The organism is Paracoccus isoporae (assembly GCF_900101865.1).
Classification (GTDB): domain Bacteria; phylum Pseudomonadota; class Alphaproteobacteria; order Rhodobacterales; family Rhodobacteraceae; genus Paracoccus; species Paracoccus isoporae.
Genome location: NZ_FNAH01000006.1, coordinates 48071 through 70897 on the forward strand (window position 1 = coordinate 48071; position 22827 = coordinate 70897).

Annotated in this window: 23 protein-coding genes; 9 read left to right on the forward strand and 14 right to left on the reverse strand. The window is 65.9% G+C overall.

The window, feature by feature from the left end:
• Positions 1–23: 23 nt before the first annotated feature.
• The gene (ileS, locus tag BLT73_RS10555) at positions 24–2930 is read right to left on the reverse strand and encodes an isoleucine--tRNA ligase (protein ID WP_090523701.1); all 2907 of its coding nucleotides are present in this window, start codon (positions 2928–2930) and stop codon (positions 24–26) included.
• 234 nt (positions 2931–3164) lie between these two features.
• On the opposite strand from ileS, the gene BLT73_RS10560 reads away from it, so the two are divergent.
• Positions 3165–4049 (forward strand): DUF6635 family protein, encoded by an 885-nt coding sequence (locus BLT73_RS10560; protein WP_245727250.1) that lies wholly within the window; start codon positions 3165–3167, stop codon positions 4047–4049.
• A gap of 1 nt (position 4050) precedes the next feature.
• Here the strand turns inward: BLT73_RS10560 and queF are convergent, their stop codons facing one another.
• Complete coding sequence (queF, locus tag BLT73_RS10565) at positions 4051–4512, reverse strand: preQ(1) synthase (RefSeq protein WP_090523702.1); 462 nt, start codon at positions 4510–4512, stop codon at positions 4051–4053.
• 168 nt (positions 4513–4680) lie between these two features.
• On the opposite strand from queF, the gene BLT73_RS17035 reads away from it, so the two are divergent.
• The 3 genes from BLT73_RS17035 to BLT73_RS10575 all read left to right on the forward strand — a co-directional run bounded on the left by BLT73_RS17035 (position 4681) and on the right by BLT73_RS10575 (position 5755).
• Complete coding sequence (locus tag BLT73_RS17035; protein ID WP_143025663.1) at positions 4681–4905, forward strand: hypothetical protein; 225 nt, start codon at positions 4681–4683, stop codon at positions 4903–4905.
• A gap of 74 nt (positions 4906–4979) precedes the next feature.
• On the forward strand, positions 4980–5384 hold the full coding sequence (locus BLT73_RS10570) for a group III truncated hemoglobin (RefSeq protein WP_090523704.1): 405 nt from the start codon (positions 4980–4982) through the stop codon (positions 5382–5384).
• A gap of 47 nt (positions 5385–5431) precedes the next feature.
• Positions 5432–5755, forward strand: a complete 324-nt coding sequence (locus BLT73_RS10575) for a VOC family protein (RefSeq protein WP_090523705.1) — start codon at positions 5432–5434, stop codon at positions 5753–5755.
• Here the strand turns inward: BLT73_RS10575 and rnr are convergent.
• From rnr to BLT73_RS10595, 4 genes are read right to left on the reverse strand one after another with little or no spacing between them, the layout of a single operon-like run.
• Positions 5752–8007 (reverse strand): ribonuclease R, encoded by a 2256-nt coding sequence (gene rnr, locus BLT73_RS10580; RefSeq protein WP_090523707.1) that lies wholly within the window; start codon positions 8005–8007, stop codon positions 5752–5754. The genes BLT73_RS10575 and rnr overlap by 4 nt on opposite strands.
• Positions 8008–8066: 59 nt before the next feature.
• The gene (locus BLT73_RS10585; RefSeq protein WP_090523708.1) at positions 8067–8480 is read right to left on the reverse strand and encodes a GNAT family N-acetyltransferase; all 414 of its coding nucleotides are present in this window, start codon (positions 8478–8480) and stop codon (positions 8067–8069) included.
• Positions 8477–9622: a succinyl-diaminopimelate desuccinylase gene (gene dapE, locus BLT73_RS10590; RefSeq protein ID WP_090523959.1), complete on the reverse strand. Its 1146-nt coding sequence runs from the start codon at positions 9620–9622 to the stop codon at positions 8477–8479. The genes BLT73_RS10585 and dapE overlap by 4 nt, the downstream gene beginning before the upstream one ends.
• Before the next feature lie 31 nt (positions 9623–9653).
• Positions 9654–10421: a sulfite exporter TauE/SafE family protein gene (locus BLT73_RS10595; RefSeq protein WP_090523710.1), complete on the reverse strand. Its 768-nt coding sequence runs from the start codon at positions 10419–10421 to the stop codon at positions 9654–9656.
• Between the two features lie 291 nt (positions 10422–10712).
• Here BLT73_RS10595 and BLT73_RS10600 point away from each other — a divergent pair, with 291 nt between their 5' ends.
• Positions 10713–11252 carry an META domain-containing protein gene (locus BLT73_RS10600; protein WP_090523712.1) on the forward strand — a complete coding sequence of 180 codons (540 nt, stop codon included), beginning with the start codon at positions 10713–10715 and terminating at the stop codon, positions 11250–11252.
• A 6-nt stretch (positions 11253–11258) separates the two neighbouring features.
• On the opposite strand, the gene BLT73_RS10605 is transcribed toward BLT73_RS10600, so the two are convergent.
• Entirely contained in the window at positions 11259–11720 is a 462-nt protein-coding gene (locus BLT73_RS10605; protein ID WP_090523713.1) for an Lrp/AsnC family transcriptional regulator, read from the reverse strand.
• Between the two features lie 149 nt (positions 11721–11869).
• Between BLT73_RS10605 and ald the strand changes: the two genes are divergently transcribed.
• Complete coding sequence (ald, locus tag BLT73_RS10610) at positions 11870–12982, forward strand: alanine dehydrogenase (protein ID WP_090523960.1); 1113 nt, start codon at positions 11870–11872, stop codon at positions 12980–12982.
• Between the two features lie 63 nt (positions 12983–13045).
• Here the strand turns inward: ald and mscL are convergent, their stop codons facing one another.
• The 6 genes from mscL to argH form a co-directional block, all read right to left on the reverse strand.
• Positions 13046–13480 (reverse strand): large conductance mechanosensitive channel protein MscL, encoded by a 435-nt coding sequence (gene mscL, locus BLT73_RS10615; RefSeq protein WP_090523715.1) that lies wholly within the window; start codon positions 13478–13480, stop codon positions 13046–13048.
• Positions 13481–13659: 179 nt separating this feature from the next.
• A complete protein-coding gene (locus BLT73_RS10620) occupies positions 13660–16173 on the reverse strand; it encodes a DUF4175 domain-containing protein (protein ID WP_090523717.1) in 2514 nt (837 codons plus the stop codon).
• A 50-nt stretch (positions 16174–16223) separates the two neighbouring features.
• Complete coding sequence (gene lysA / locus BLT73_RS10625; RefSeq protein ID WP_090523718.1) at positions 16224–17489, reverse strand: diaminopimelate decarboxylase; 1266 nt, start codon at positions 17487–17489, stop codon at positions 16224–16226.
• Complete coding sequence (locus BLT73_RS10630) at positions 17489–17740, reverse strand: DUF2834 domain-containing protein (protein WP_090523720.1); 252 nt, start codon at positions 17738–17740, stop codon at positions 17489–17491. The genes lysA and BLT73_RS10630 overlap by 1 nt, the downstream gene beginning before the upstream one ends.
• Positions 17730–17867, reverse strand: coding sequence for a hypothetical protein (locus tag BLT73_RS17305; RefSeq protein WP_176805040.1), 138 nt, complete (start codon positions 17865–17867; stop codon positions 17730–17732). The genes BLT73_RS10630 and BLT73_RS17305 overlap by 11 nt, the downstream gene beginning before the upstream one ends.
• Positions 17864–19267 carry an argininosuccinate lyase gene (argH, locus tag BLT73_RS10635; RefSeq protein ID WP_090523722.1) on the reverse strand — a complete coding sequence of 468 codons (1404 nt, stop codon included), beginning with the start codon at positions 19265–19267 and terminating at the stop codon, positions 17864–17866. The genes BLT73_RS17305 and argH overlap by 4 nt, the downstream gene beginning before the upstream one ends.
• A 24-nt stretch (positions 19268–19291) precedes the next feature.
• Between argH and BLT73_RS10640 the strand changes: the two genes are divergently transcribed.
• Positions 19292–19834 (forward strand): TlpA family protein disulfide reductase, encoded by a 543-nt coding sequence (locus tag BLT73_RS10640; RefSeq protein ID WP_176805042.1) that lies wholly within the window; start codon positions 19292–19294, stop codon positions 19832–19834.
• On the opposite strand, the gene BLT73_RS10645 is transcribed toward BLT73_RS10640, so the two are convergent.
• Entirely contained in the window at positions 19812–20387 is a 576-nt protein-coding gene (locus tag BLT73_RS10645) for a DNA-3-methyladenine glycosylase I (protein WP_176805044.1), read from the reverse strand. The genes BLT73_RS10640 and BLT73_RS10645 overlap by 23 nt on opposite strands.
• A 90-nt stretch (positions 20388–20477) precedes the next feature.
• On the opposite strand from BLT73_RS10645, the gene BLT73_RS10650 reads away from it, so the two are divergent.
• Both BLT73_RS10650 and BLT73_RS10655 read left to right on the forward strand, forming a co-directional pair.
• On the forward strand, positions 20478–21302 hold the full coding sequence (locus BLT73_RS10650) for an EAL domain-containing protein (RefSeq protein ID WP_090523964.1): 825 nt from the start codon (positions 20478–20480) through the stop codon (positions 21300–21302).
• 258 nt (positions 21303–21560) lie between these two features.
• Entirely contained in the window at positions 21561–22733 is a 1173-nt protein-coding gene (locus BLT73_RS10655) for an acetyl-CoA C-acetyltransferase (RefSeq protein WP_090523724.1), read from the forward strand.
• Positions 22734–22827 lie beyond the last annotated feature (94 nt).

Consider the following 22827-nt stretch of genomic DNA (forward strand, 5'->3'; position numbering starts at 1 on the left):
CATCCGGGATCAGGCGGGGCAGATCACGCCGACAGCACCGCATCGCAGCGCGCGCAGACGCCCGGATGACCGTGCGTGCCGACATCGGGCAGGATCTTCCAGCAGCGCTGGCATTTCTCGCCCTCGGCGAACTCAAACACCACGCCCACCCCTTCGGCATCGGGCATGCGGAAGGCCTCGGCCGGGATCGGGTCGGCGGTCAGCCAGATGCCGGAGGTGATGCAGATATCCTCGAAGCTGACCGATTTCAGGGCGGCCAGCACCTCCGCATCGCGGACATGCACGACCGGCGCGGCTTCGAGGCTGGCGCCGATGTCTTTCGCCGTCCGCTTCACCTCAAGTGCTGCCGTGACGACGCGGCGCACCTTGCGGATCCCGGCCCATTTCGCCGCCAGCGGCTCATTCAGCCAATCCGCCGGGGTCGCCGGGAAATCATGCAGATGGACGCTGTCATCCTCTGACGGGAAGCGTGACAGCCAGACATCCTCCATGGTGAAGGGCAGGATCGGGGCCAGCCATGTGACCAGCCGGTGATACAGCAGGTCCAGAACGGTCCGCGCGGCGCGGCGGCGCGGGCTGTCCGGTGCATCGCAATACAGCGCATCCTTCCTGACATCGAAATAGAACGACGACAGATCGACCGTGGCGAACTGGAACAGCGCCTGGAAGACGCCCTGGAAATCATAGCTGTCATAGCCGCGCCGCACGACATGGTCGAGCTGCGCCAGACGGTGCAGCACCCATTGCTCCAGCTCGGGCATCTCGGCGGGATCGACCCGCTCCGCCTCGCTGAACCCGTCGAGCGCGCCCAGCATGAAGCGCAGCGTGTTGCGCAAACGGCGATAGCTGTCGGCGGTGCCTTTCAGGATCTCCGGCCCGATGCGGCTGTCGGCGGTGTAATCCACCTGCGCCACCCAGAGCCGCAGGATATCTGCGCCGTATTGCTTGATCACCTCGGCCGGCAGGATGGTATTGCCGAGCGATTTGGACATCTTCATGCCCTTCTCGTCCAGCGTGAAGCCATGGGTCAGCACGCCGCGATAGGGCGCGCGCCCCTTGGTCGCGCTTGCCTGCAACAGCGAGGACTGGAACCAGCCGCGATGCTGATCGGTGCCTTCCAGATAGAGATTCGCAATCCCGTCCGCCGCACCATCCGCCCGGTCGCGGATCACGAAGGCATGGGTCGAGCCTGAATCGAACCACACATCAAGCACATCCATCACCTGCTCATACTCATCCGGGTTCAAGATCCCGTCGAGCACGCGTTCCTTGAACCCTTCGGCATACCACGCATCCGCCCCGTCCTGCTCGAACGCCTCGACAATCCGGGCGTTGACCCGCTCATCGCGCAGCAGGAAGCCATCTGCATCCGGCTTTACGCCCTTGCGGACAAAACAGGTCAGCGGCACGCCCCAGGCCCGCTGGCGCGACAGCACCCAGTCGGGACGGTTCTCGACCATTGAATGAATCCGGTTCCGCCCGGTCTGCGGGGTCCATTTGACCAGATCGTCGATGCTGGTCAGCGCGCGCTCGCGGATCGTGTCGCCATATTTGCCCATCCCGTCATCCAGCTTCTTGTCGATGGCGGCGAACCACTGCGCGGTATTGCGATAGATCAGCGGCGCCTTGGAGCGCCAGCTATGCGGATAGCTGTGCTTGATCTTGCCCTTGGCCAGCAGCTTGCCGGCCCAGGCGAGGTTCTTGATGACACTGACATTCGCCGGGCCGTCCTTGCCATCGGCTTCGATGATTGCCTCGCCGCCGAAGATCGGCAGATCGGGGCGGTAAGACCCGTCCGGCTCGACATTATAGGTCATCTTCAGCCCGTGTTTCAGGCCGAGCTGATAGTCATCGTCACCGTGGCTGGGCGCGGTATGCACGAAGCCCGTCCCCGCCTCATCCGTGACGTGGTCGCCGGGCAGCATGGGGACATCGTAATCCCACTCGTCATTGGCGCCCTCGACGCCACGCAGCGGATGGGCCAGCACAAGGCCGGTCAGATCCGCTTCGGTCACATCACCGACACGCTCATGGCTTTCGACCTTGGCCGCCTGCATCACGCTTTCGGCCAGGGCATCGGCCAGCACCAGCAATTCTCCCTGCTGCGCGCTCGCCTTCTCCGCCACCGCGCCGACCCGATACAGCCCATAGGCAATCTCGGGATTGAACGCGACGGCCCGGTTCTGCGGGATCGTCCAGGGCGTCGTGGTCCAGATCACCACGCTCGCGTCTTTCTCTTTCACGAAAATACCCTGCGGCGTCGCCACCGGGAACCGCACCCAGATCGTATGGCTGGTATGGTCGTGATACTCCACCTCCGCCTCGGCCAGAGCGGTCTTCTCAACCGGAGACCACATCACAGGCTTCGAACCCTGATAGAGCGAGCCGTTCATCAACAGCTTCATGAACTCCTCGGCGATGACCGCCTCGGCGTGGTAGTTCATGGTCAGGTAGGGATCGTCCCATTTGCCGGTGACACCCAGCCGCTTGAACTCCTCGCGCTGCACGTCGATCCAGTGATCGGCGAAATTGCGGCATTCGCGGCGGAACTCGACCGTGTCGACCGCGTCCTTGTCCATGCCCTTCTGGCGATACTGCTCTTCGATCTTCCATTCGATGGGCAGGCCGTGGCAATCCCACCCGGGGACATAGCGCGCATCGCGGCCCATCATCTGCTGGGAGCGGGTGATGAAATCCTTCAGCACTTTGTTCAGCGCGTGACCGATATGCAGATTGCCGTTCGCATAGGGCGGGCCGTCATGCAGGATGAACGGCGTGCGGCCCTCGGCGCGGCTGCGCAGCGTGTCATAGATGTTCAGCCGCGCCCAGCGGTCGAGCCATTCGGGCTCGCGCGCGGGCAGGCCGGCGCGCATCGGGAAATCGGTCTGTGGCAGGAAAACAGTGTCGCGGTAGTCGGTGGTATCGCTCATCGGCGGGAATCCTTCGGGGTGAGATCAGGCACGCAAAATCCCGGCGGCGCGGAACCCCTACGCCACCGGGCGGATAATTCGTATGACCCGGCCCGTTCTGAACATGGGCGCGGTTATAGAAAGCGCAGCGCAGCGCCGCAAGCCGAAGCCGCCACCTTGTCCGGCCGCGCTGTCCTTGCGCTGTCACAGGACACCCCTATCTGGGAAGGAGCGGCAGAGGATCACGCGGCGGACATGGCGGAAGACGACAGCGCAGGAACCGGGCGACGCCCCGCCCGCCCGATCATTTCGGGCCGGGCGGGCGACGCTGTCCCTGCGTCGCGCGATGTGGAGATAAGGCGCTTCGTGCGGCGGCGCTACGGGCTGCGCGGCACCTTCGCGCTGCATCGCGCCGCACTTGGCTGGGATCTGCTCAAGGCACCGCTGAACGTGGCGCTCTCGCCGCTTTTCCTGATCCTCAAGCTGATCGCGGGACTGCTGTCACTGATCGGCGCGAAGCGGGCGGGTGCCTGGCTGGCGTCGAAACAGGTGTTTCTGACCTCGGATGTGGCGCGGCGGATCGAGGCGGATCTGGCCGGGTTCATCGCCGACCTGGATCGCAAGGGGCTCGGCCCCATCGCCCCGCCTGAGACAATCCGGCGCGAGATTGCGGCCCATGCCGATCTGCGCAACGCGGTGGCCGAAATCACCACGTCGCTGATCGTGCTGACGCTGGGGCTGCTGATCTTCAACCGGGCGACGCCGGGGGTGATCTCTCTCGCCGGCCCGCTGGCCGAGATGCGCGCCCATGACTGGGCGGTGCAGAATTTCTGGCTGGGCGACCGGCTGGGCCGGGCCTGGTACTGGGCCTTCCCGGTCGAGCTGCGGCCGTGGGAGGTGATCGCGACCGGCATCGTGCTGGCGCTGATCGCCTCGGTCGTCACCACCTTTGCCGGGCTGATCGCGGACCCGGTGCAGGTGCTGACAGGGACGCATCGGCGGCGGCTGCGACGGCTGCTCGACCGTCTGGACCGGGCCGAGACCACGCCCTCCACCGGGCTCGCGCGCGAGCATCTGCTGGCGCGGATGGGCGATCTCTCGGATGCGGCGCTCAGCCTGCTGCGTAGCTGGCGCAGCTAAATCAGCCCCGCCCGCGATAGGGCGCCACGCCCTGATCGGGCAGCCACAGCCCATCGGGCACCGCGCCGGTCTGCCAGAACACGTCTATCGGCATTCCGCCGCGCGGATACCAATAGCCGCCGATTCGCAGCCATTGCGGAGCGAGCGTCTCTGCCAGACGCTTGCCGATGGAGACGGTGCAATCCTCGTGAAACGCGCCGTGATTTCGGAAGCTGCCCAGGAACAGCTTCAGCGATTTCGATTCCACCAGCCAGTCCTGCGGCAGATAGTCGATCACCAGATGGGCGAAATCAGGCTGGCCGGTCATCGGACACAGGCTGGTAAATTCCGGCTGGATGAAGCGAACGACATAGGCCTCGCCCGGCTGTGGGTTCGGCACGCGTTCCAGCACAGCCTCATCGGGGCTGGCAGGCAGGGCTGCGGCCTGACCGAGTTGTGTCAGACCGTCGGTATAATGGCTCATGTCTGGCTCCTGTTTTGACCGGGTGGGCTGCGACCGGTGGCGCCGCCCTAGCAGCCTGAGTTCCGCGCGTCAAAACGCTTTCTCCACCAGTCAGGCGGCCTGGATTTGTCTGCGCAGTCGAGTGCCGCCATCAGTCCGAGAAGACTTTCGACCGCAGGTGCGGTGGCCGTGAAGCGGCATATCGAAATCTGGCTGCGCCTCGTCACGGCATTCCCGATTAACGCGATGTCCGCCCATGTGGTTGAAGCATCTGGCACGGGGGACGCCGGCGCAGATCTTCATCTGGCGGTCGTTCACAGCGCTGATCCCCATCTGACGATGCATGTCGCTGCGCGGGGATTTTTCCCCGGCGGGTTGCGCACGACGCGGCCGGGCGCGCATCTGATACGATGACCACGCTGCCTTGCATGACGGCTGCGACGTTTTCGGCAGTTGTGGTGTTCCGGTGAAGCCTTCATGCTGCGGCAATGAGCATTCCGTCCCGCTTCGAGATCTCCGCCGCGCAGATCGACCAGGTCGTGGCCCGTTTCTACGCCGCCATCCGGCGCGACACGACTCTGGGTCCGGTTTTTGCCCGCCATGTTTCGGACTGGCCCGCCCATGAGGAGAAAATCGCACGTTTCTGGCGCAATGCGATCCTGTTCGAGCGGAGCTATGATGGCAATCCGATGCGCGTGCACCGGGAGGCCGGCGATGTCCGCCCCGAGCATTTCACCCCGTGGCTGGCGCTGTTCGACCGGACCCTGCGGGATACGCTGCCGGACCCCGCAGCCGACGCATGGTCTGCGCTCGCCCACCGGATCGGGGCGGGTCTGCGGTTGGGTGTCGAGGATCAGCAGCGTCCCGCCGGGCAGCCTCCGGTCTTGCGCTGAGCCCGAAATCGGGGCAAACAAAACGGGAACACATCGAGGGACATGCCATGAAAATCGATTACATCGAATTTTCCTCGCCCGAGTTGGCGGCCACCAAAGATTTCTTCGCGCAGGCCTTTGGGTGGACGTTTAATGACTACGGCCCCGAGTATCAGGAGCTCGCGGATGCGGGTGTATCCGGCGGCATCGCGTCCGGTCCGCTCGCCCCGCCGCTGGTCATTCTGAAAACAGATGATCTGGAAGCCGCGCTGGAAAAGATCCGAGCAGCGGGCGCAGAGATCACGAAGACGATCTTCGATTTCCCCGGCGGCAGACGGTTCGAGTTCCGCGAGCCGGGCGGGACGGAGATGGCGGTCTGGTCAGAGCGCTAGCTTCGGCGCTGCCGCCTCGCCTTCTTGGCCGCCGCACGCGCCTTGGCCTTCACCTGGGCGGGCCTGCGGCGCAGCGCCCGACCGCGCTTCGCTTTCGGCCCGCGCACGACGGTCTCCCCTTCCAGCTCCAGAAGCTCCAGCGTCAGACCGCCGGTCAGGGGAGAGGCTTCGGCCAGGCGCACCCGGACCCGCTGGCCGATGCCGATTTCCAGCCCGGTCTCCGATCCCGAGAGAAGCTGGGCGTCCCGGTCGAAATGGAAATATTCATTGCCGATATCGCGGATCGGCAACAGCCCGTCCGCGCCGGTCTCGTCCAGCTTCACGAAGGCGCCGAATTTCTGCACACCGCTGATCCGCCCGGTCATCTCGTTGCCGACACGCTCGGCCAGATAGGCGGCCAGGTAGCGGTCGGTGGTGTCGCGTTCCGCCTCCATCGAACGGCGCTCGGTGGTCGAGATCTGGGTCGCGGTCTCGGCCAGATTCTCGATATCCCATTCCGACAACCCGTCCTTGCCCCAGCCATGCCCCGAGATCAGCGCACGATGAACGATCAGGTCCGAATAGCGCCGGATGGGCGAGGTGAAATGCGCATAGGATTTCAGCGCCAGGCCGAAATGGCCGTAATTCTCGGGGTGATAATAGGCCTGCGTCATCGAGCGCAGCGTGCTGATATTGATGAGCTCGGCGAAATCGGAGTCCTCGGCCTGCGCCAGCAGCCGGTTAAGATGGCTTGTCTGTAGCACCTGCCCTTTCGCCAGCACAAAGCCGGAGGCCTGCGCCACCTCGCGCAGCGCCTCCATCTTCTCGCCGCTCGGTTCTTCATGGACGCGGAACAGCAGGGGCCGGCCCAGCCGGGTGAGTTCCTCGGCCGCGGCGACATTCGCCAGCACCATGAATTCCTCGATCAGCCGGTGCGCATCCAGACGCTCCTTGAACTGAACGGATTTCACCCGACCGTCGTCGCTCAGCATGATCTGCCGCTCGGGCAGGTCGAGATCGAGCGGCTGGCGGCGCGCGCGCGCTGATTTCAACAGATCATAGGCCTGCCAGAGCGGGGTGATCGCGCTGTCCATCAGCGGCGCGGTTTGCGCATCGGGATTGCCGTCCGCGCCGGCCTGGGCCTGTTCATAGGTCAGGCTGGCGCGAGAATTCATTATGCCGCGATGGAATTTCTGCCCGATCTTGTTGCCCTGCGCGTCCAGCCGCATCCTGACCGCCATCACCGCCCGGTCGACGCCTTCATGCAGGCTGCACAGATCGCCGGACAGCGCATCGGGCAGCATCGGAACCACGCGGTCGGGGAAATAGGTGGAGTTGCCGCGCCGCCGCGCCTCGCGGTCGAGCGCGCTGCCCGGCGTCACGTAGTGAGCGACGTCGGCAATCGCGACCCAGATCACCATCCCGCCCGGATTCGTCGGGTCGTCGTCCGGCATGGCGGCGACGGCATCGTCATGGTCGCGCGCATCGGCCGGATCAATGGTCAGCAGCGGCAGGTCGCGCAGGTCGTCGCGGCCTTTCATCCCGGCGGGTTTGGCCGCCTCTGCCTCGGCCACGACCTCCTGGGGGAACGCGTCCGGGATTCCGTGCTGGTGAATGGCGATCAGGCTGACGGCCTTGGGCGCGGACGGATCGCCCAGCCGGTCGAGAATGCGCGCCTGCGGCAGACCCAGCCGCCCCTTGGGCCCGGACGGTTCGGCCTCGACCAACTCGCCATCCCCGGCGCCCTGGCTGTCTGCCTCGCGCACCCGCCATTCGCGGTCGGCGCCCTTGTCGATGGGCAAAATGCGGCCGCCTTCGGTCGATTTGCGATAGATCCCCACGATCCGGCTGCGGCTGTCACCGATCCGGCGGATCATCCTGGCGATATAGTCGTGATCCTCGCCGCGTATCTCGACCAGCCGGGCCAGGATGCGGTCGCCCTCTCCCAGGGCCGGGTCGGCCTCGCGCGGCTGATACAGGATCTTCGGCTGCGGCCCGTCGCCGCGGAACTCCAGCGGACGGACGAACAGATCCCCCTGCGCATCGGGGGCCAGCACCTGCACGACGGTGACCGGCGGCAGGCGTTCGGCATCGCGATAGGATTTCCGCCGCCGCTCCAGCCGCCCGTCCTCGGAAAGCTCCTTGAGCAGGCGTTTCAGCTCGACCTTGTCCGATCCCTTGACGTTGAACGCCTTGGCGATGTCGCGCTTGGATGCCGCGTCGGGATGATCCGCCACCCAGTCGAGGATCTGCTGCTTGCTCGGCAATGCCATGCTGGCCCTTTCCCCGGTCGTTCGGCCGGAATGCTGCGAGGATAATCGCGGCGGCGCGATCAGAGTTCCAGCGTCATGTCGCGATGCGGAATGCCCGCGTCAAGGAATTCAGGCCCATAAGCGACGAATCCGAGCTTTTCATAGAAGGGCAAGGCGTGAACCTGCGACGCCAATTTCGCCGTGCGGATTCCGCGCTGGCGCAGGATGTCGAGCGCACCCCGCATGATCGTGGCACCGGCGCCGGTGCCGCGATGCGCGCGCAGCACGCAGACACGCCCGATCTTGGCCTGATCGCCCGACACCACGAGCCGCGCCGTGGCCACTGCGTCGTCTCCCACCCAGCCCAGCACATGCAGCGCGGCGTGATCCAGATCGTCCAACTCCTCCGCTTCCGACACGCCCTGCTCGTCGATGAAGACCTCGCGGCGCAGCGCGTGGCAGGTGGCCAGATCGCGGGTCAGTTCGACCCTCATGCGAAATATCTTTCCAGGATCCGGCGATAGATGGCCTGCAGCGCGCGCACCTCCTGCGCCGGGACCCGCTCATCGACCTGGTGCATCAGCCTTCCCACCAGGCCGAACTCCACCACCGGGCAGTGATCCTTGACAAAGCGCGCATCCGAGGTGCCGCCGGAGGTGGACAGCTCCGGGCGCAGCCCGGTCTCGGCCTCGACCACCTCGCGCACCAGATCGACAAAGGGGCCCGGCTCGGTCAGGAAGCTTTCGCCGCTGACATGGGGCGTGAGCAGCAACGCCACGCCGGATTCGCCGCTGATCTTCGCCGCGCGCCGCTGGATCTCCGCATCAAGACTGTCGGGCGTGTGCAGATCGTTGAAGCGGATGTTGAACGTGGCCGTCGCCATTTCGGGCACCACGTTCACCGCCTCGTTGCCGCAATCCACGGTCGTGACTTGAAGGCTGGAGGGCTGGAAATGGTCCGACCCTTCGTCTAGCGGGGTCGAGGCCAGCCCGTCCAGAAACCAGCACAGCGCGTGAAGCGGGTTGCGCACCAGATGCGGATAGGCGGCATGACCCTGCACGCCACGCGCCGTCACCCGATACGTCACCGAACCGCGCCGGCCGATCTTCATCATGTCGCCGAGTTGTTCGGGACAGGACGGCTCGCCTACGAGGCAGACCGACATTTGCTCGCCCTGTTCCGCCATCCAGTCGAGCAGCGCGATGGTTCCGTCCCGGCCCGGCCCTTCCTCATCGGCGGTGATGGCAAGAATGATCGCGCCATCCGGCGGTGTCGCGGTCACGAAGTCGATGGCCGCCGCCGCGAAGGCCGCCACGCCCGATTTCATGTCCGTCGCGCCACGGCCCCAAATGATCCCATCGGAGTCGATCAGCCCGGAAAACGGCGGATGCGTCCAGCTTGCCAGATCGCCCGGCGGCACGACATCGACGTGACCGTTGAAGCCGAAGCTGTGTTCGGCATCCTTGGCACCCCAGCGGGCGAAGAGGTTGGGCGTACCGTTCCGGTCGACCCGCGTGCAGTCGAACCCGGCATCCGTCAGCAGATCCTCAAGCAGGGTCAGCGCCCCCGCCTCCTGCGGTGTCACCGAAGGGCAGCGGATCAGTTGCGCGGTCAGTTCAGCGGCGTCGGTCACGATCGGCTCTCCCACAGATGACACAGGCCTAGCCTCAGCACGCGAGGATTTCCAGACCGCGCCGCACGAGGTTCAGCCCCGTCAGCACCAGAAGCACCAGCGTCCAGCGGCGGAACTGGTCCACGTCCAGCCGGTCATGCACCCATAACCCGGCCAGCATCCCGGCCAGCCCCGGCAGCACCAGAATGGCCGAGAGCGGCAACGTGCTGGCGTTGAGCACGCCGGAAAACAGATGCGCCACGAACAGCACCACCGCGCCAAGCAGGAAGACGACGCCCTGCACCCGCATCTGCTCGGTCTTGCTGACGCCGATGGACAGCAGATAGACGATCAGCGGCGGGCCCCAGATGCCCGAGATCCCGCCATAGAGCCCGCCGATGATCCCGGACCAGATCTCCGCGCGGCGGGTACGGCCGATCGGCAACCGCAGCGGCCGTCCTGACAATTGCCAGACGGCGAAGGCAATGATCGGCACGCCCAGCGTCAGATACATCAGGCTTTGCGGCACCGACCGGACGAACAGCGCCGAGACCACGATGAATATGCAGACCATCGCGATATGCCAGCGGAAGCGCCGGATCGAGCCGCTTGCCGCCCCGACGCCCTGCCGCCCGGCCTGGACGATATTCGTCACCAGCGTCGGCAGGATCAGGGCCGCCAGCGCAAGCTGTGGCGACATCACCGAGGCAAAGGCCGACATCATGATCATCGGCATGGCAAAGCCGACTGCGCCTTTCACGAAACCGGCGATCCCGGTCACGGCGAAGACGAACCAAAACAGCGCAGGATCAAGGCCGAGCATGAGGCGACAGTAGCGGCGGCGGGACCGGCCGCAACTGCAATCGCCGCTTTCAGCGTGGCTTGCGGGCAACAGAGTTGCCCATAAGTGTCACCTGCTGCGCTGTGAAAGCATCGCTGCGGGCCGCGGCCGGTTTCCGGCCAGCACGTTGATAATCCATGCGGCAAGCCGATTTCGGGCCCCGAAATCGTTGCATTGCCGCCTCTTGGCTGACATTTCAGTGAGTTGACCCTTGAACAAGGCGGTGCAATTCCGGCTTCAATGACCTTGATTCGTTAATATCGGAGACGCCGCATGTTCCGCCAACTGACTGCAGCCGCGCTTGCCACCGTTGCGCTCGCCGCCTGCGAACCGACCGCCACCGCGACCCCGGACGAACCCTACTCCACCATTCCGACCGGCGATTACGTCCTGTTCAATATCGGCGGCGACGTGCTGAGCGTCCGTCATACCACCATGACCATCACGCCGACCCAGATCAGCGGCCGCACCGGATGCAGCAGCTTCGCGGCGCCGATCACCGGCACGCCGCCGGAAATCGCAGTGGGCGAGATCCAGACCGCCGGCCAGCCCTGTCGCTGGAGCGCGCAGGAGACCGCGTTCTTCAACGCGCTGCGCGTGGCCAACCGCATCAGCTACGAAGACGGCGTGATGCGCATTTCCGGCGGGCCCAATACGCTGACCTTCGAGTATGGCCGGCTGGCCTCTCGCGAGGGCGTGATCGGCCGCAACCTGAACCCGAACGCGCAGCCCGCCGCGCCGGAGGAGCCTGTCGCGGCCGCCATGCCGGTCAGCGCGGCGGCCGCCTCGCCGGTGGAATCGGCCGTCCAGTAGATCGCATCAAAGCTGCAGGGCCGTGGTTTCCGCCACGGTCCTGAGCGCGAAGGACGAATGCATCTGTGCCACGCCGGGCAGGCGAGCCAGATATTGGCGATGGATGCGCGCGAAATCCTCGGTATCGCGGACCACGAGCTTCAGCAGGTAATCCGCCGTTCCCGCCATCAGGTGACATTCCAGCATGTCGGGTATCGCACGGACCGCACGCTCGAACCCCTCCAGCAGTTCCGTCGCCTGGCCGGACAGGGTGATCTCCACGAACACCGTGGTCGGGCGCCCCAGGCTGCGGCGATCCAGCATCGCGGCATAGCCGGTGATGACCCCCAGCTGTTCCAGCCGCTGCACCCGCCGATGGCAGGCAGAGGCGGACAGGTTCACCCGCTGCGCCAGCTCGGCATTGGTGATTCGGCCGTTCTTCTGCAGGATCGTCAGAATCCGGTGATCTGTGGCGTCGGTTTCGGTCAAGGCAACGATTTCTCCCGTGGAACGCGTGATCTGCGCAATATTCTCCCCCGCTCGAAATCTCGCAAGCCCGAGTTTCGCAGAATCTTCATCCCGGTCTGTGGCAGGATTCGCGCAAGGCCGCACGCGGCCATGACTTGCAGGAGGACAAGATGCTGATTGGATGCCCGACCGAAATCAAGCCGCAGGAATTTCGCGTGGGGCTGCGCCCCGATGCCGCCCGCGAGGCGATCCTGCGCGGCCACAAGGTGCTGGTCCAGACCGGGGCCGGGCTGGGCGCGGGATATACCGACGAGGACTACGTCGAGGCCGGGGCCGAGATCGCGCCCGACGCCAGGACGGTGTTCGACCGCGCCGACATGATCGTGAAGGTGAAGGAGCCGCAGGCGCCGGAACGCGCCATGCTGCGGCAGGGCCAGATCCTGTTCACCTATCTGCACCTGGCCCCGGATCCCGATCAGACCCGCGACCTGCTGGACTCCGGCGTCACCTCGATCGCCTATGAAACCGTGACCGATGCGCGCGGCGGGCTGCCGCTGCTGGCGCCGATGTCGGAAGTCGCGGGCCGTCTCGCCCCGCAGGCCGGATCATGGGCGCTGCAAAAGGCCAATGGCGGCGAAGGCGTGCTGCTGGGGGGCGTGCCGGGGGTCCGGCCGGCCAATGTCGTCATCATCGGCGGCGGCGTGGTCGGCACCGCGGCGGCACGGGTCGCGGTCGGGATGGGGGCGAATGTCACGATCATGGACCGCTCGATCCCGCGCCTGTCCTATCTGGACGACGTGTTCCTCGGCCAGTTGACCACGCAATTCGCCACCGCGGCCGCCACGGCGGAACTGCTGCCCACCGCCGACATGGTGATCGGCGCGGTGCTGGTGCCGGGGGCCGCGGCGCCCAAGCTGGTGACGCGCGAGCAGCTTTCGATCATGAAGCCCGGTGCGGTGCTGGTCGATGTGGCCATCGATCAGGGCGGCTGTTTCGAGACCTCGCGCCCGACCACGCATCAGGATCCGATCTACGAGGTGGACGGGATCGTGCATTATTGCGTCGCCAACATGCCCGGCGCCGTGCCGCGCACCTCGACCCAGGCGCTCGGCAATGCCACGATGCCCTTCCTTCTGGCCCTGGCCGACAAGGGCTGGCAGCAGGCGATCCGGGACGACGCACATCTGCGCGCGGGGCTTTCGACCCATGAGGGCAAGCTGACCTCCGCGCCGGTCGGCGCCGCCCTCGGCATTGACAGCATCGCTGCGGACAGCCTGCTCTGACGGCATGAAAAAAGCCGGGAGGGCCGACCCTCCCGGCAAGTTCTAGTCGATCCGCAAGCGGGATCAGACCTGCGGACGGGCGCGCAGCTCGTCGCGGATCTGGGCCAGCAGCTCTTCCGAGCTCGGGCCGGCCACGGCTTCCTCTTCCTTCTCCGCCACGGCCGCATCCTTGATCCGGTTCACGGCCTTGACCAGCAGGAAGACCACGAAGGCAATGATCAGGAAGTTGATCACGGCCGAGAAGAAGGCGCCATAGGCGAACACGTTCGCGCCCGCGTCGCGCGCGGCCTGAAGCGAGGCGTTTTCAGGCGCAGGGCCCGACAGCACCCAGTACTTGTCGGAAAAATCCGTGCCGCCGGTAATCAGACCGATGATCGGGTTGATCAGATCGGACACCAGCGAGGTGACGATAGCCGTGAAGGCGGCACCGATGATGATACCGACGGCCATGTCCATGACATTGCCCTTGGCAATAAAGTCCTTGAATTCCTTGATCATGCGATTCTGTCTCCTCGTTCGCGCATGGTTGCGGGCGCTTATAGCATTTATGACATAAATCAAGTGTGACGTAGCATCACGACGCCCTTGCCTTATCCGGGGCAATCCGCAGCTTTTCAGCAAAAACATGCCCTTGCGCAAATTGGCGCAACTCGGGCGTGGCTGTCCACCAACTTATGTCAGAAACGGTCGATCAGCCGGTCCAGGTAATCGCGCTCGTCCTGCGGGCGGCTGCGCTCGCCCAGGCGGCGCCGGATTTCGGCCTGCAGATCGCGGGCCCGGTCATCGCCGGTTTCGGGGCTTGCCATCTCCTCGTCGGTAGAGATGCCGCCGCCCGTGCCCTGCATCGCCCGGCCCAGCGGGTCGCGGCGCGGCGCGGACAACCCGCGTTGCCCCTGCCCCTGCTGACCGCCGCGACGCTGCTGATCCAGCGTGCCCTGACCCTGGCCCTGCTGGCCCTGCTGCTGCCCGTCGGCCCGCTGCTGGCCCTGATCGAGCGCCCTGATCCCGTCGCGCAGCGCCTCGATCGCTTCGGCCTGCCTGTCGAGCGCGCCCGCCATGTCGCCGTTTTCCAGCGCCTCCTCGGCCCGCTGCATGGCGCGTCCAGCCCGATCCATCGCCTCGCCGGCCGCGTCGCCCTCGGCCGTGCCGCGCTCGGGCAGCAATCCGCGTTGCAGACCCAGATCGTCGCGAAGCTGGCGTTGCCGCTCGGCGAGGCTCTGCGGGTTCTCGCCCTCGCCTGCGCCCTCGCCTTCTCCCGCCGCGCCGGGCTGGGTCGGGCTTTCGCCGTCGAGACCCATCCATTCGTCCTGCAAATCGCGATAGGCCTCATCCGCCAGATCCTGCTGTTCGCGCAGCGTCTCCGCCATCCGGCCGGAGGAGCCGCGACGCTCCCCCTCTCCCTGCCCCTCGCCCTGCCGGACCTGCATGTTTTCCATCATCCGGTTGAACTGCTCCAGCAGGGCCTGCGCCTCGGCCATCCGGCCCTCATTCATCAGGCGCTGGATTTCGTCCATCATCTGCTGGATCTGGTCGCCGCTCATCATCTGGGCGGGGGACTGATCGAAGCGGTCTGCGGGATTGCCGCCCTGCTCGGCCAGCCGGTCCAGATAATCGTCCGTGGCACGGCGCAGCTCGTCCATCAGCTCGCGGATTTCGTCCGGCGAGGCCCCCCGGCGCATGGCCTGGGCCAGCCGATCCTGTGCCCGCCGCATCCGCTCTAGCGCATCGGCCAGCCCGCCATCCTCGAACTCCACCGCCACGCGCCACAATGCCTCGGCCAGGGCATCGCGCTGCGCGTCGGTCAGATCCTCGGTTTCCAGCCCGGCTATGATGGCGCGAAGCTCCCCGATCATCGGGCGGCGGATGAAGTCATCGGGCTGCCAGATGATCGCCCGCAGCAGCCGGCCCGCGTCCGGCGCATTCTCGCGCGACCACATGATGTCGCGGCGCAGCTCAATCAGCGCGGCCGCCATCGGGTCGAAGAACCTGCGGCCGGGCAGATCCATCGCCAGCACCTCGGATTGCGCGGTCTGTCCGATTCCGTCCTGCACGTTCAGCCGGATCTCGACCGGCAGGTTGGCCCAGGCATGTTTCTTCAGATCGGCATCGAGCTGGCCCTCGAACTGCGCGCGCGCGCCACGAATGGGCAGCGCGAGGCGCAGGGGCGGGCGTGTTTCCGGCGCGGCTTCGAGGCCGTGACGGCGGTCCACGCGGGCCAGATCGAGCGTGATCTCCGCCTTCCCCTCGGTCAGGCCGAAATCATCCTGCGCCGAGAAGCTCTGGATCAGCCGTCCGTCTGCGCGCCGCTCCGCCGGCGGGCCGAGCGCAATCTGCGGCGCGTCGTCGGGGCGCACGGCGATCTGGATCTGCCGATCACCGATGCTGAGCATGCCATCCTGCTCGACCCGGAATTGCGGGGCACGCGCATCACCGCCGGGCTCTGCCTGTCCGACATCCTGCGTCACCTCCGTGTGGTCGCCATACAGACGCAGGCTGATGCGGCTGCCTTCGGGCAGGTCCAGCACCGTGCCGTCCGGGTGGCGGTTGAGATAGATGGTCGGCTTGCGGGTGTAGGCGGGCGGCTCGGCCCAGCCTTCCCAGCCGAGCCCGTCGGGCACGGCCTGAAGCGGCGTCTCCGCCGCGGGCCGCGACGGGGCCAGTGCCGCCAAGCCCTGCCCGATCTGGGCAGCACTGCCGAACAGCAGCGCCATCGCCACCGCCGTCAGCCCGGCCAGGCGAAAGGCGAAGGGGTCACGGCGGGAAAGCTGCGCATCCGCCGACACCCGCCGCGCGCCGCGCGCGCGCTGAACCATCTGCGCGCGATGCGCCTGCCACAACGCCCCGTCGCCACCGATGGCGGGATTGTCTCGCAGCGCCGAAAGCGGCCGCCCCGGCAGGCTGCGATCCAGCCGCCGCTCCGCCGCGTCGCGGGTGGGCTGGCGGAAGCGAAAGCCGTTCCAGATCAGCACCGCCAGAATCGCGACCAGCACTGCGATCCCTGCAGTGGGCCGCATCGCATCGGGAATGGCCTGCGCCGCGCCGAAGCTCAACCCGGCGATCAGCAGCAGGATCAGCGTCACCAGCGGCCAGAATGCGCGCGCCAACGCCTCCCACCACAGCCCGGCGCGCGTCAGGCGCAGGGCGCGGGTCAGTCCGGGCAGGCGAGGATCATCGGGGATGCGCGGGTCCATCAGGCTTATCCTGATGCCCCGGGGCCGGCGCGGCAAGCGATTCCTGCGGCTCAGAGCCACTCCGGCAGGGCTTCGCGCGCAAGGATCTCCTCCAGGGAGGGGCGCGGCCGGATGACCGCGAACTGATCGCCGTGAACCAGAACTTCGGGGATCAGCGGCCTCGTATTGTATTCCGACGCCATGACCGCACCGTAAGCCCCGGCCGATCGGAACGCGACAAGCTGGCCGGGCCCCAACGGCGGCAGGGCTGCGCCCTTTTCGAAGATGTCCCCCGTCTCGCAGACCGGACCGACCACGTCATAGGCGGCGCGGTCGGCACCGGGCGCCGCCTCGATCACTGGGACAAGATCGTGATGCGCACCATACATGGCCGGGCGGATCAGGTCATTCATCGCCGCATCGAGGATCAGGAAATCGCGATCACCGCCGCGTTTCACGTAGATCACGGAACTGAGCAGCACACCGGAATTCCCGGCGATGTTGCGGCCGGGTTCGATATCGATCTCGCAACCCAAATCGCCCACCGCCTCGCGGATGACCTGACCGTATTCGATGGGCAATGGCGGGGCGTTGTTGTCGCGGCGATAGGGAATGCCTAGCCCGCCGCCCATGTCGAGCCTGCGGATGTCATGGCCGTCATCGCGCAGCGCCCGCGTCAGCGTCGCCATCTTCGCATAGGCCTGACGGTAGGGGTCGAGATCGGTGAGCTGGCTGCCGATATGCATGTCGATGCCGCATATCTCGATCCCGCTCAGCGCGGCCGCCCCGGCATAGACCTCTCGGGCGCGGGCGATCGGGATGCCGAACTTGTTCTCGGATTTGCCGGTGGCGATCTTCTCATGTGTCTTTGCATCGACATCCGGGTTGACCCGAAGTGCCACCGGCGCCCGCAGGTTCAAGCTCGTCGCGACCTCCGACAGGGCCAGCAGTTCCGGTTCTGATTCGACATTGAACTGGCGGATGCCGCCCTCCAGCGCCAGCCGCATTTCCTCGCGCGTCTTGCCGACGCCCGAGAACACGATCCGCTCGCCGGGCACGCCGGCCGCGCGGGCCCGCGCATATTCCCCGATGGAGACGACATCCATCCCGGCGCCCAGATCGCCCAGAAGCTTGAGCACCGCGATGTTGGAATTCGCTTTCACCGCATAGCAGATCAGATGATCCGTCCAGGACAGCGCCTCTTGGAACACCTTGAAATGCCGCGTCAGCGTCGCGGTGGAGTAGACATAGACCGGAGTTCCGACATCCGCCGCGATCAGGCTCAGCGGAACCTCCTCGGCGCACAGAACGCCGGCGCGATAGGTGAAATGATCCATCAGGCGATCCTTCGCGAGCGGAGAAAGAGATAGAGCGGCAGGGCGCAGCCGATCCCCAGCAGCATCGCCGGCAGGGTCACGAGCGCCATCCAGTTTCGGCGCACCATGGTTTCGACCAGGCACCAGATGCCCAAAGCCGCCATCGCCACCAGCTCCGACCCGGCAACGCCATTCGTGCGCAGGCCGACAGCGGCGCCTATCAGCGCCAGCACCAGCCAGCAGATGCGCAGCGGGGTCAGATCAGACATCATCGGCGCGGAGACCGACCGAGGCCTGACCCGAGGTTGCAACACCTGCGGGCGGTTCGGGACGTTCCGGCACGCCATCGACGCCGCAGGCCCCCATCGCCAGCACGGCGCAGAGCAGCATCACCTTCATAGCAGGGCCTTCCATCTGGCGATCTGGGCGCGGACCTGATCCGGGGCGGTTCCGCCATAGCTCTGGCGCGACGCGACGGAGTTGTGCACGCCCAGCACGTTGAACACGTCATCGGAGATGGCATCATGGACCGACTGCATGTCCTTGAGCGACAGATCCGGCAGATCCACATCCCGTTCCTCAGCCATTGCCACGAGCGAGCCGGTCACGTGATGCGCGTCGCGGAAAGGCAGCCCGGCCTCGCGTACCAGCCAGTCGGCCAGGTCCGTCGCGGTTGAAAAACCGGCGGAAGCCGCATCTTCCATCTTCTCGCGATGGGCGGTCAGATCGGCCAGCATCCCGGCCATTGCCGCCAGCGCGAGCATCAGGTGATCGGCGGCGTCAAAGACCTGCTCCTTGTCCTCCTGCATGTCCTTGGAATAGGCCAGCGGCAGCCCCTTCATCACCGTGAACAGCGCCACGTTCGCGCCGAGAATGCGCCCGATCTTGGCACGGATCAGTTCGGCCGCGTCGGGGTTGCGCTTCTGCGGCATGATGCTGGAGCCGGTGGACCATTTGTCCGACATGGACACGAAGCGGAACTGCGCCGAGGACCAGATCACCAGCTCCTCCGCCAGACGCGACAGATGCACGGCGCAGATGCTGGCCGCAGACAGGAACTCCAGCGCGAAATCCCGGTCGGACACGGCGTCTAAGCTGTTGGCCATCGGGCGGTCGAAACCCAGAGCCGCCGCGGTAGCGTCGCGGTCGATCGGGTATCCCGTCCCTGCCAGAGCCGCAGCCCCGAGCGGGGACTCGTTCATTCGCTTTCGCGCATCCTGAAACCGCGACAGATCGCGGCCAAACATCTCGACATAGGCCATCATGTGATGGCCCCAGGTGACCGGCTGCGCGGTCTGCAGATGGGTGAAGCCCGGCATCACCCAGTCCGCCCCCGCCTCGGCCTGACCGAGTGCCGCGCCGATCAGCCCGCGCAGCCCGTCAATCGCCGCATCGCATTGATCCCGCACCCAGAGCCGGAAATCCGTCGCCACCTGGTCGTTGCGCGACCGGCCGGTATGCAGCCGTCCGGCCGGCTCGCCGATCAGATCCTTCAGCCGCGCCTCGACATTCATGTGAATATCCTCGAGCGCCTCGCTGAACGGGAAATTCCCGCCCTCGATCTCTGACAAAACGGTGAGCAGACCTTCCCGGATCGCCTCGGCATCTTTAGAGGTGATGATGCCCCGAGCCGCCAGCATCGCGGCGTGGGCCCGGCTGCCCCGGATGTCCTGGGCGTAAAGCCGCCGGTCGAACCCGATCGAGGCGTTGATCGCCGTCATGATCGCATCGGGACCAGCGGCAAAGCGCCCGCCCCACATGGCATTGGCTGTGTCGTCGGGCGTCTTGGCGTCGGTCATCTGATCTGGTCCGAAAGGTTGAACATGCTGCGTTGGGTGATCCTTTATACGGCGCTTGCTGCCGGTGCAAATATGGCATTCGCCGGTGAAATCGATCTCGACGCGGCCCGCGCCGGCGGGATCGAACTGGTCGCGGGCGACGGCGCGGCCGTCACCGATCTGACCTTCACCGATCCCGACGGTGGCGAGCGCAGCCTGGCGGATTATCGCGGCCAGGCGGTGCTGCTGAATTTCTGGGCCACCTGGTGCGCCCCCTGCCGGGAGGAGATGCCAGCGCTGAACACGCTGCAAAAGGAGTTTGGCGGCGCGGATTTCCAGGTCGTGACCATCGCCTCGGGCCGCAACCCGATGCCCGCCATCCGCAAACTCTACGACGAGGCGTCGCTTGACGCGCTGCCGGTCCTGCTGGACCCGCGCCAGCGGCTGGCGCGCGAATTCGGCGTGGTTGCCATGCCCGCGACGATCCTGATCGACCGTGAGGGGCAGGAGGTCGCGCGGCTGATGGGCCCGGCCGACTGGGCGTCGGACGCCGCCCGCCAGATCGTCACGGAGATGACATCGCCCTGACAGGCGCATGACGGTGGCAGCAGGTCAGGTGGTCATTCACCATTCCCACCGCCTGCATGAAGGCATAGCAGATCACCGGCCCGCAGAAATTGAACCCGCGCTTCTTCAGCGCCTTCGACATCGCCTCCGATTCCGGGGTCGCGCCCGGAACCTCGGCCAGCGTCGCGAAGCGGTTCTGTCTCGGCGCCCCGCCGACGAACCCCCAGAGCCAGGGCGAGAATCCTTCGGCCGATTCGATCTCCAGGAACAGCCGCGCCCCGCGCACCGTGCTTTCGATCTTGCCACGGTGGCGGATGATGCCGGGATTTTGCAGCGCATTTTCGACATCTTTTTCGCTCCAGGCCGCGACGCGCTCCGGGTCGAACCCCTCGAACACCTCGCGGAACATGTCGCGTTTGCGCAGGATGGTGATCCAGCTCAGCCCGGCCTGGAACCCGTCCAGCACCAGCTTTTCCCACAATGCGCGGGGATCGAAGTCCGGCACGCCCCATTCCGTGTCGTGATAGGCCACGTAAAGCGGGTCATCACCGCACCAGCCGCAACGCTCGGTCATCCGGTTAATCCTTAATCCAGTCTCGGCCGCGACTTCAGCGGTTCTTAGGACATCATCCCCATCATGGCCTCGAACAGCAAGGATGCAGGCATGCAGGATGACGGGCAAAGCAAGGGCGAACAGGCGGTCTCGGCGCTGGATTACGTGATCCGCAAGAAGATGCAGGACACGATGGCGGTGGTCGAACGCGCTGCCGCGCGCGGCGACGTTGTGCTGGCCTACCAGCCGATCGTGCAGGCCGACCGCCCCAGCCGGGCGGCGTTTCACGAAGGGCTGTTCCGGGTGATCGACGATACCGGGCGTTTCGTGCCACTGCGCGACTTCATGCCGATGGCGGAGACGACGGAGCTGGGCCGGCGCATCGACTGCCTGTCGCTCTGCATGGGGCTGGACGCGCTGCAGCATGATTCCGGGATGCGGCTGTCGATCAACATGTCTGCCCGGTCGATCGGAAACCCGGTCTGGATGGAGACGCTGCGCCGCGGACTGGCCCGCGACGAGCATATCGCGGAGCGTCTCGTGCTCGAGGTGACGGAAAGCTCGGCCATGGACATGCCGGAACTCGTCGTGCCGTTCATGCGCGATCTGCAGGGACGCGGCACCAGCTTTGCGCTGGATGATTTCGGCGCCGGCCACACCTCGTTCCGCTATCTCCGCGAATTCAGCTTCGACATGATAAAGATCGACGGCCAGTTCATCCGCAAGATCTGCGAACAGCCCGACAATCAGGTGCTGACCGGTGCGCTGCAAGCCATCGCACATCATTTCGACATGTTTACCGTCGCCGAATCGGTGGAGACGGCGGATGACGCCGCCTATCTGATCGAGATGGGGATCGACTGCCTTCAGGGGTTCTATTTCGGCGCACCGACCATCACCCCGCCATGGAAGTCCCCGCGCGCCGCCTCCGGCTGACGCGAAACCGCACCCCAGCATATGTCTGTTTTGCCTAGCATCTGCTGGCCATGCCCGCCGTGCCGGAAAAGCGGCGCCGTGACATGAAACTGTTCGATCAGCGTGATTAACCTTTTTCTGCTCCGCGGCCGGACGGACCGGCCCGTGTTTGCCTTGTTGCGCCCGTCGGTGGATCGGCTTGACGCTGGGTCTCACTTCGGCATGTTGAACGGGACGGCACTCAGCCCGCGAAGCTCGCATGTTTGAAAGGATCTACCGATGACCAACGCTGTAATCGTTTCTGCCGCCCGGACCCCCGTGGGCAGCTTCCTGGGCGCCTTCGCCAATGTCCCCGCCCATGATCTGGGTGCCGCCGTGCTGGCCGAGGTCGTCAAGCGCGCCGGCGTCGATCCGGCCGAGGTCAGCGAGACCATTCTCGGGCAGGTGCTGACCGCCGGCCAGGGCCAGAACCCCGCGCGTCAGGCGCATATCAATGCCGGTCTGCCCAAGGAATCCGCCGCCTGGCTGCTGAACCAGGTTTGCGGCTCCGGGCTGCGCGCCGTGGCTCTCGCGGCCCAGCAGGTCATCCTGGGCGATGCGCAGGTGGTGCTTGCGGGCGGGCAGGAATCGATGTCGCTGTCCACCCATGCCGCCTATCTGCGGGCCGGGCAGAAGATGGGCGACATGAAGATGGTCGACACCATGATCCGCGACGGGCTGTGGGATGCGTTCAACAATTACCACATGGGCCAGACCGCGGAGAACGTGGCCGATCAGTGGGACATTTCGCGCGAGATGCAGGACGAATTCGCCGTCGGCAGCCAGAACAAGGCTGAAGCCGCGCAGAAGGATGGCAAGTTCAAGGACGAGATCGTCGCCTATACGGTAAAGGGCCGCAAGGGCGACACGGTGGTGGAAGATGACGAATATATCCGCCACGGCGCAACGATCGAGGCGATGCAGAAGCTGCGCCCGGCCTTTACCAAGGACGGCTCGGTGACCGCGGCGAATGCCTCGGGCCTGAATGATGGCGCGGCCGCCGTCATGGTGATGACCGAGGAAGAGGCGAACCGCCGCGGGCTGACCCCGCTGGCCCGCATCGCCTCCTACGCCACGGCAGGCCTAGATCCGGCGATCATGGGCACCGGCCCGATCCCGTCCAGCCGCAAGGCGCTGGAAAAGGCCGGCTGGCAGGTCGGCGATCTGGACCTCGTCGAAGCCAATGAGGCCTTCGCGGCGCAGGCCTGCGCGGTCAACAAGGACATGGGCTGGGATCCGTCCATCGTGAACGTCAATGGCGGTGCGATTGCCATCGGCCATCCGATCGGTGCGTCCGGGGCGCGGATCCTGAACACGCTGCTGTTCGAAATGGCCCGCCGCGATGCGAAAAAGGGTCTGGCGACGCTCTGCATCGGGGGTGGTATGGGCGTCGCCATGTGCCTGGAGCGCTGAATCATTGGTCGCAGGCCGAAGATGTTGCGCAATTCCGTTGCGCAACATCCCGACAGCTTGCAATGATATTCCAAGGAAAACCAGTTGAGGGGAG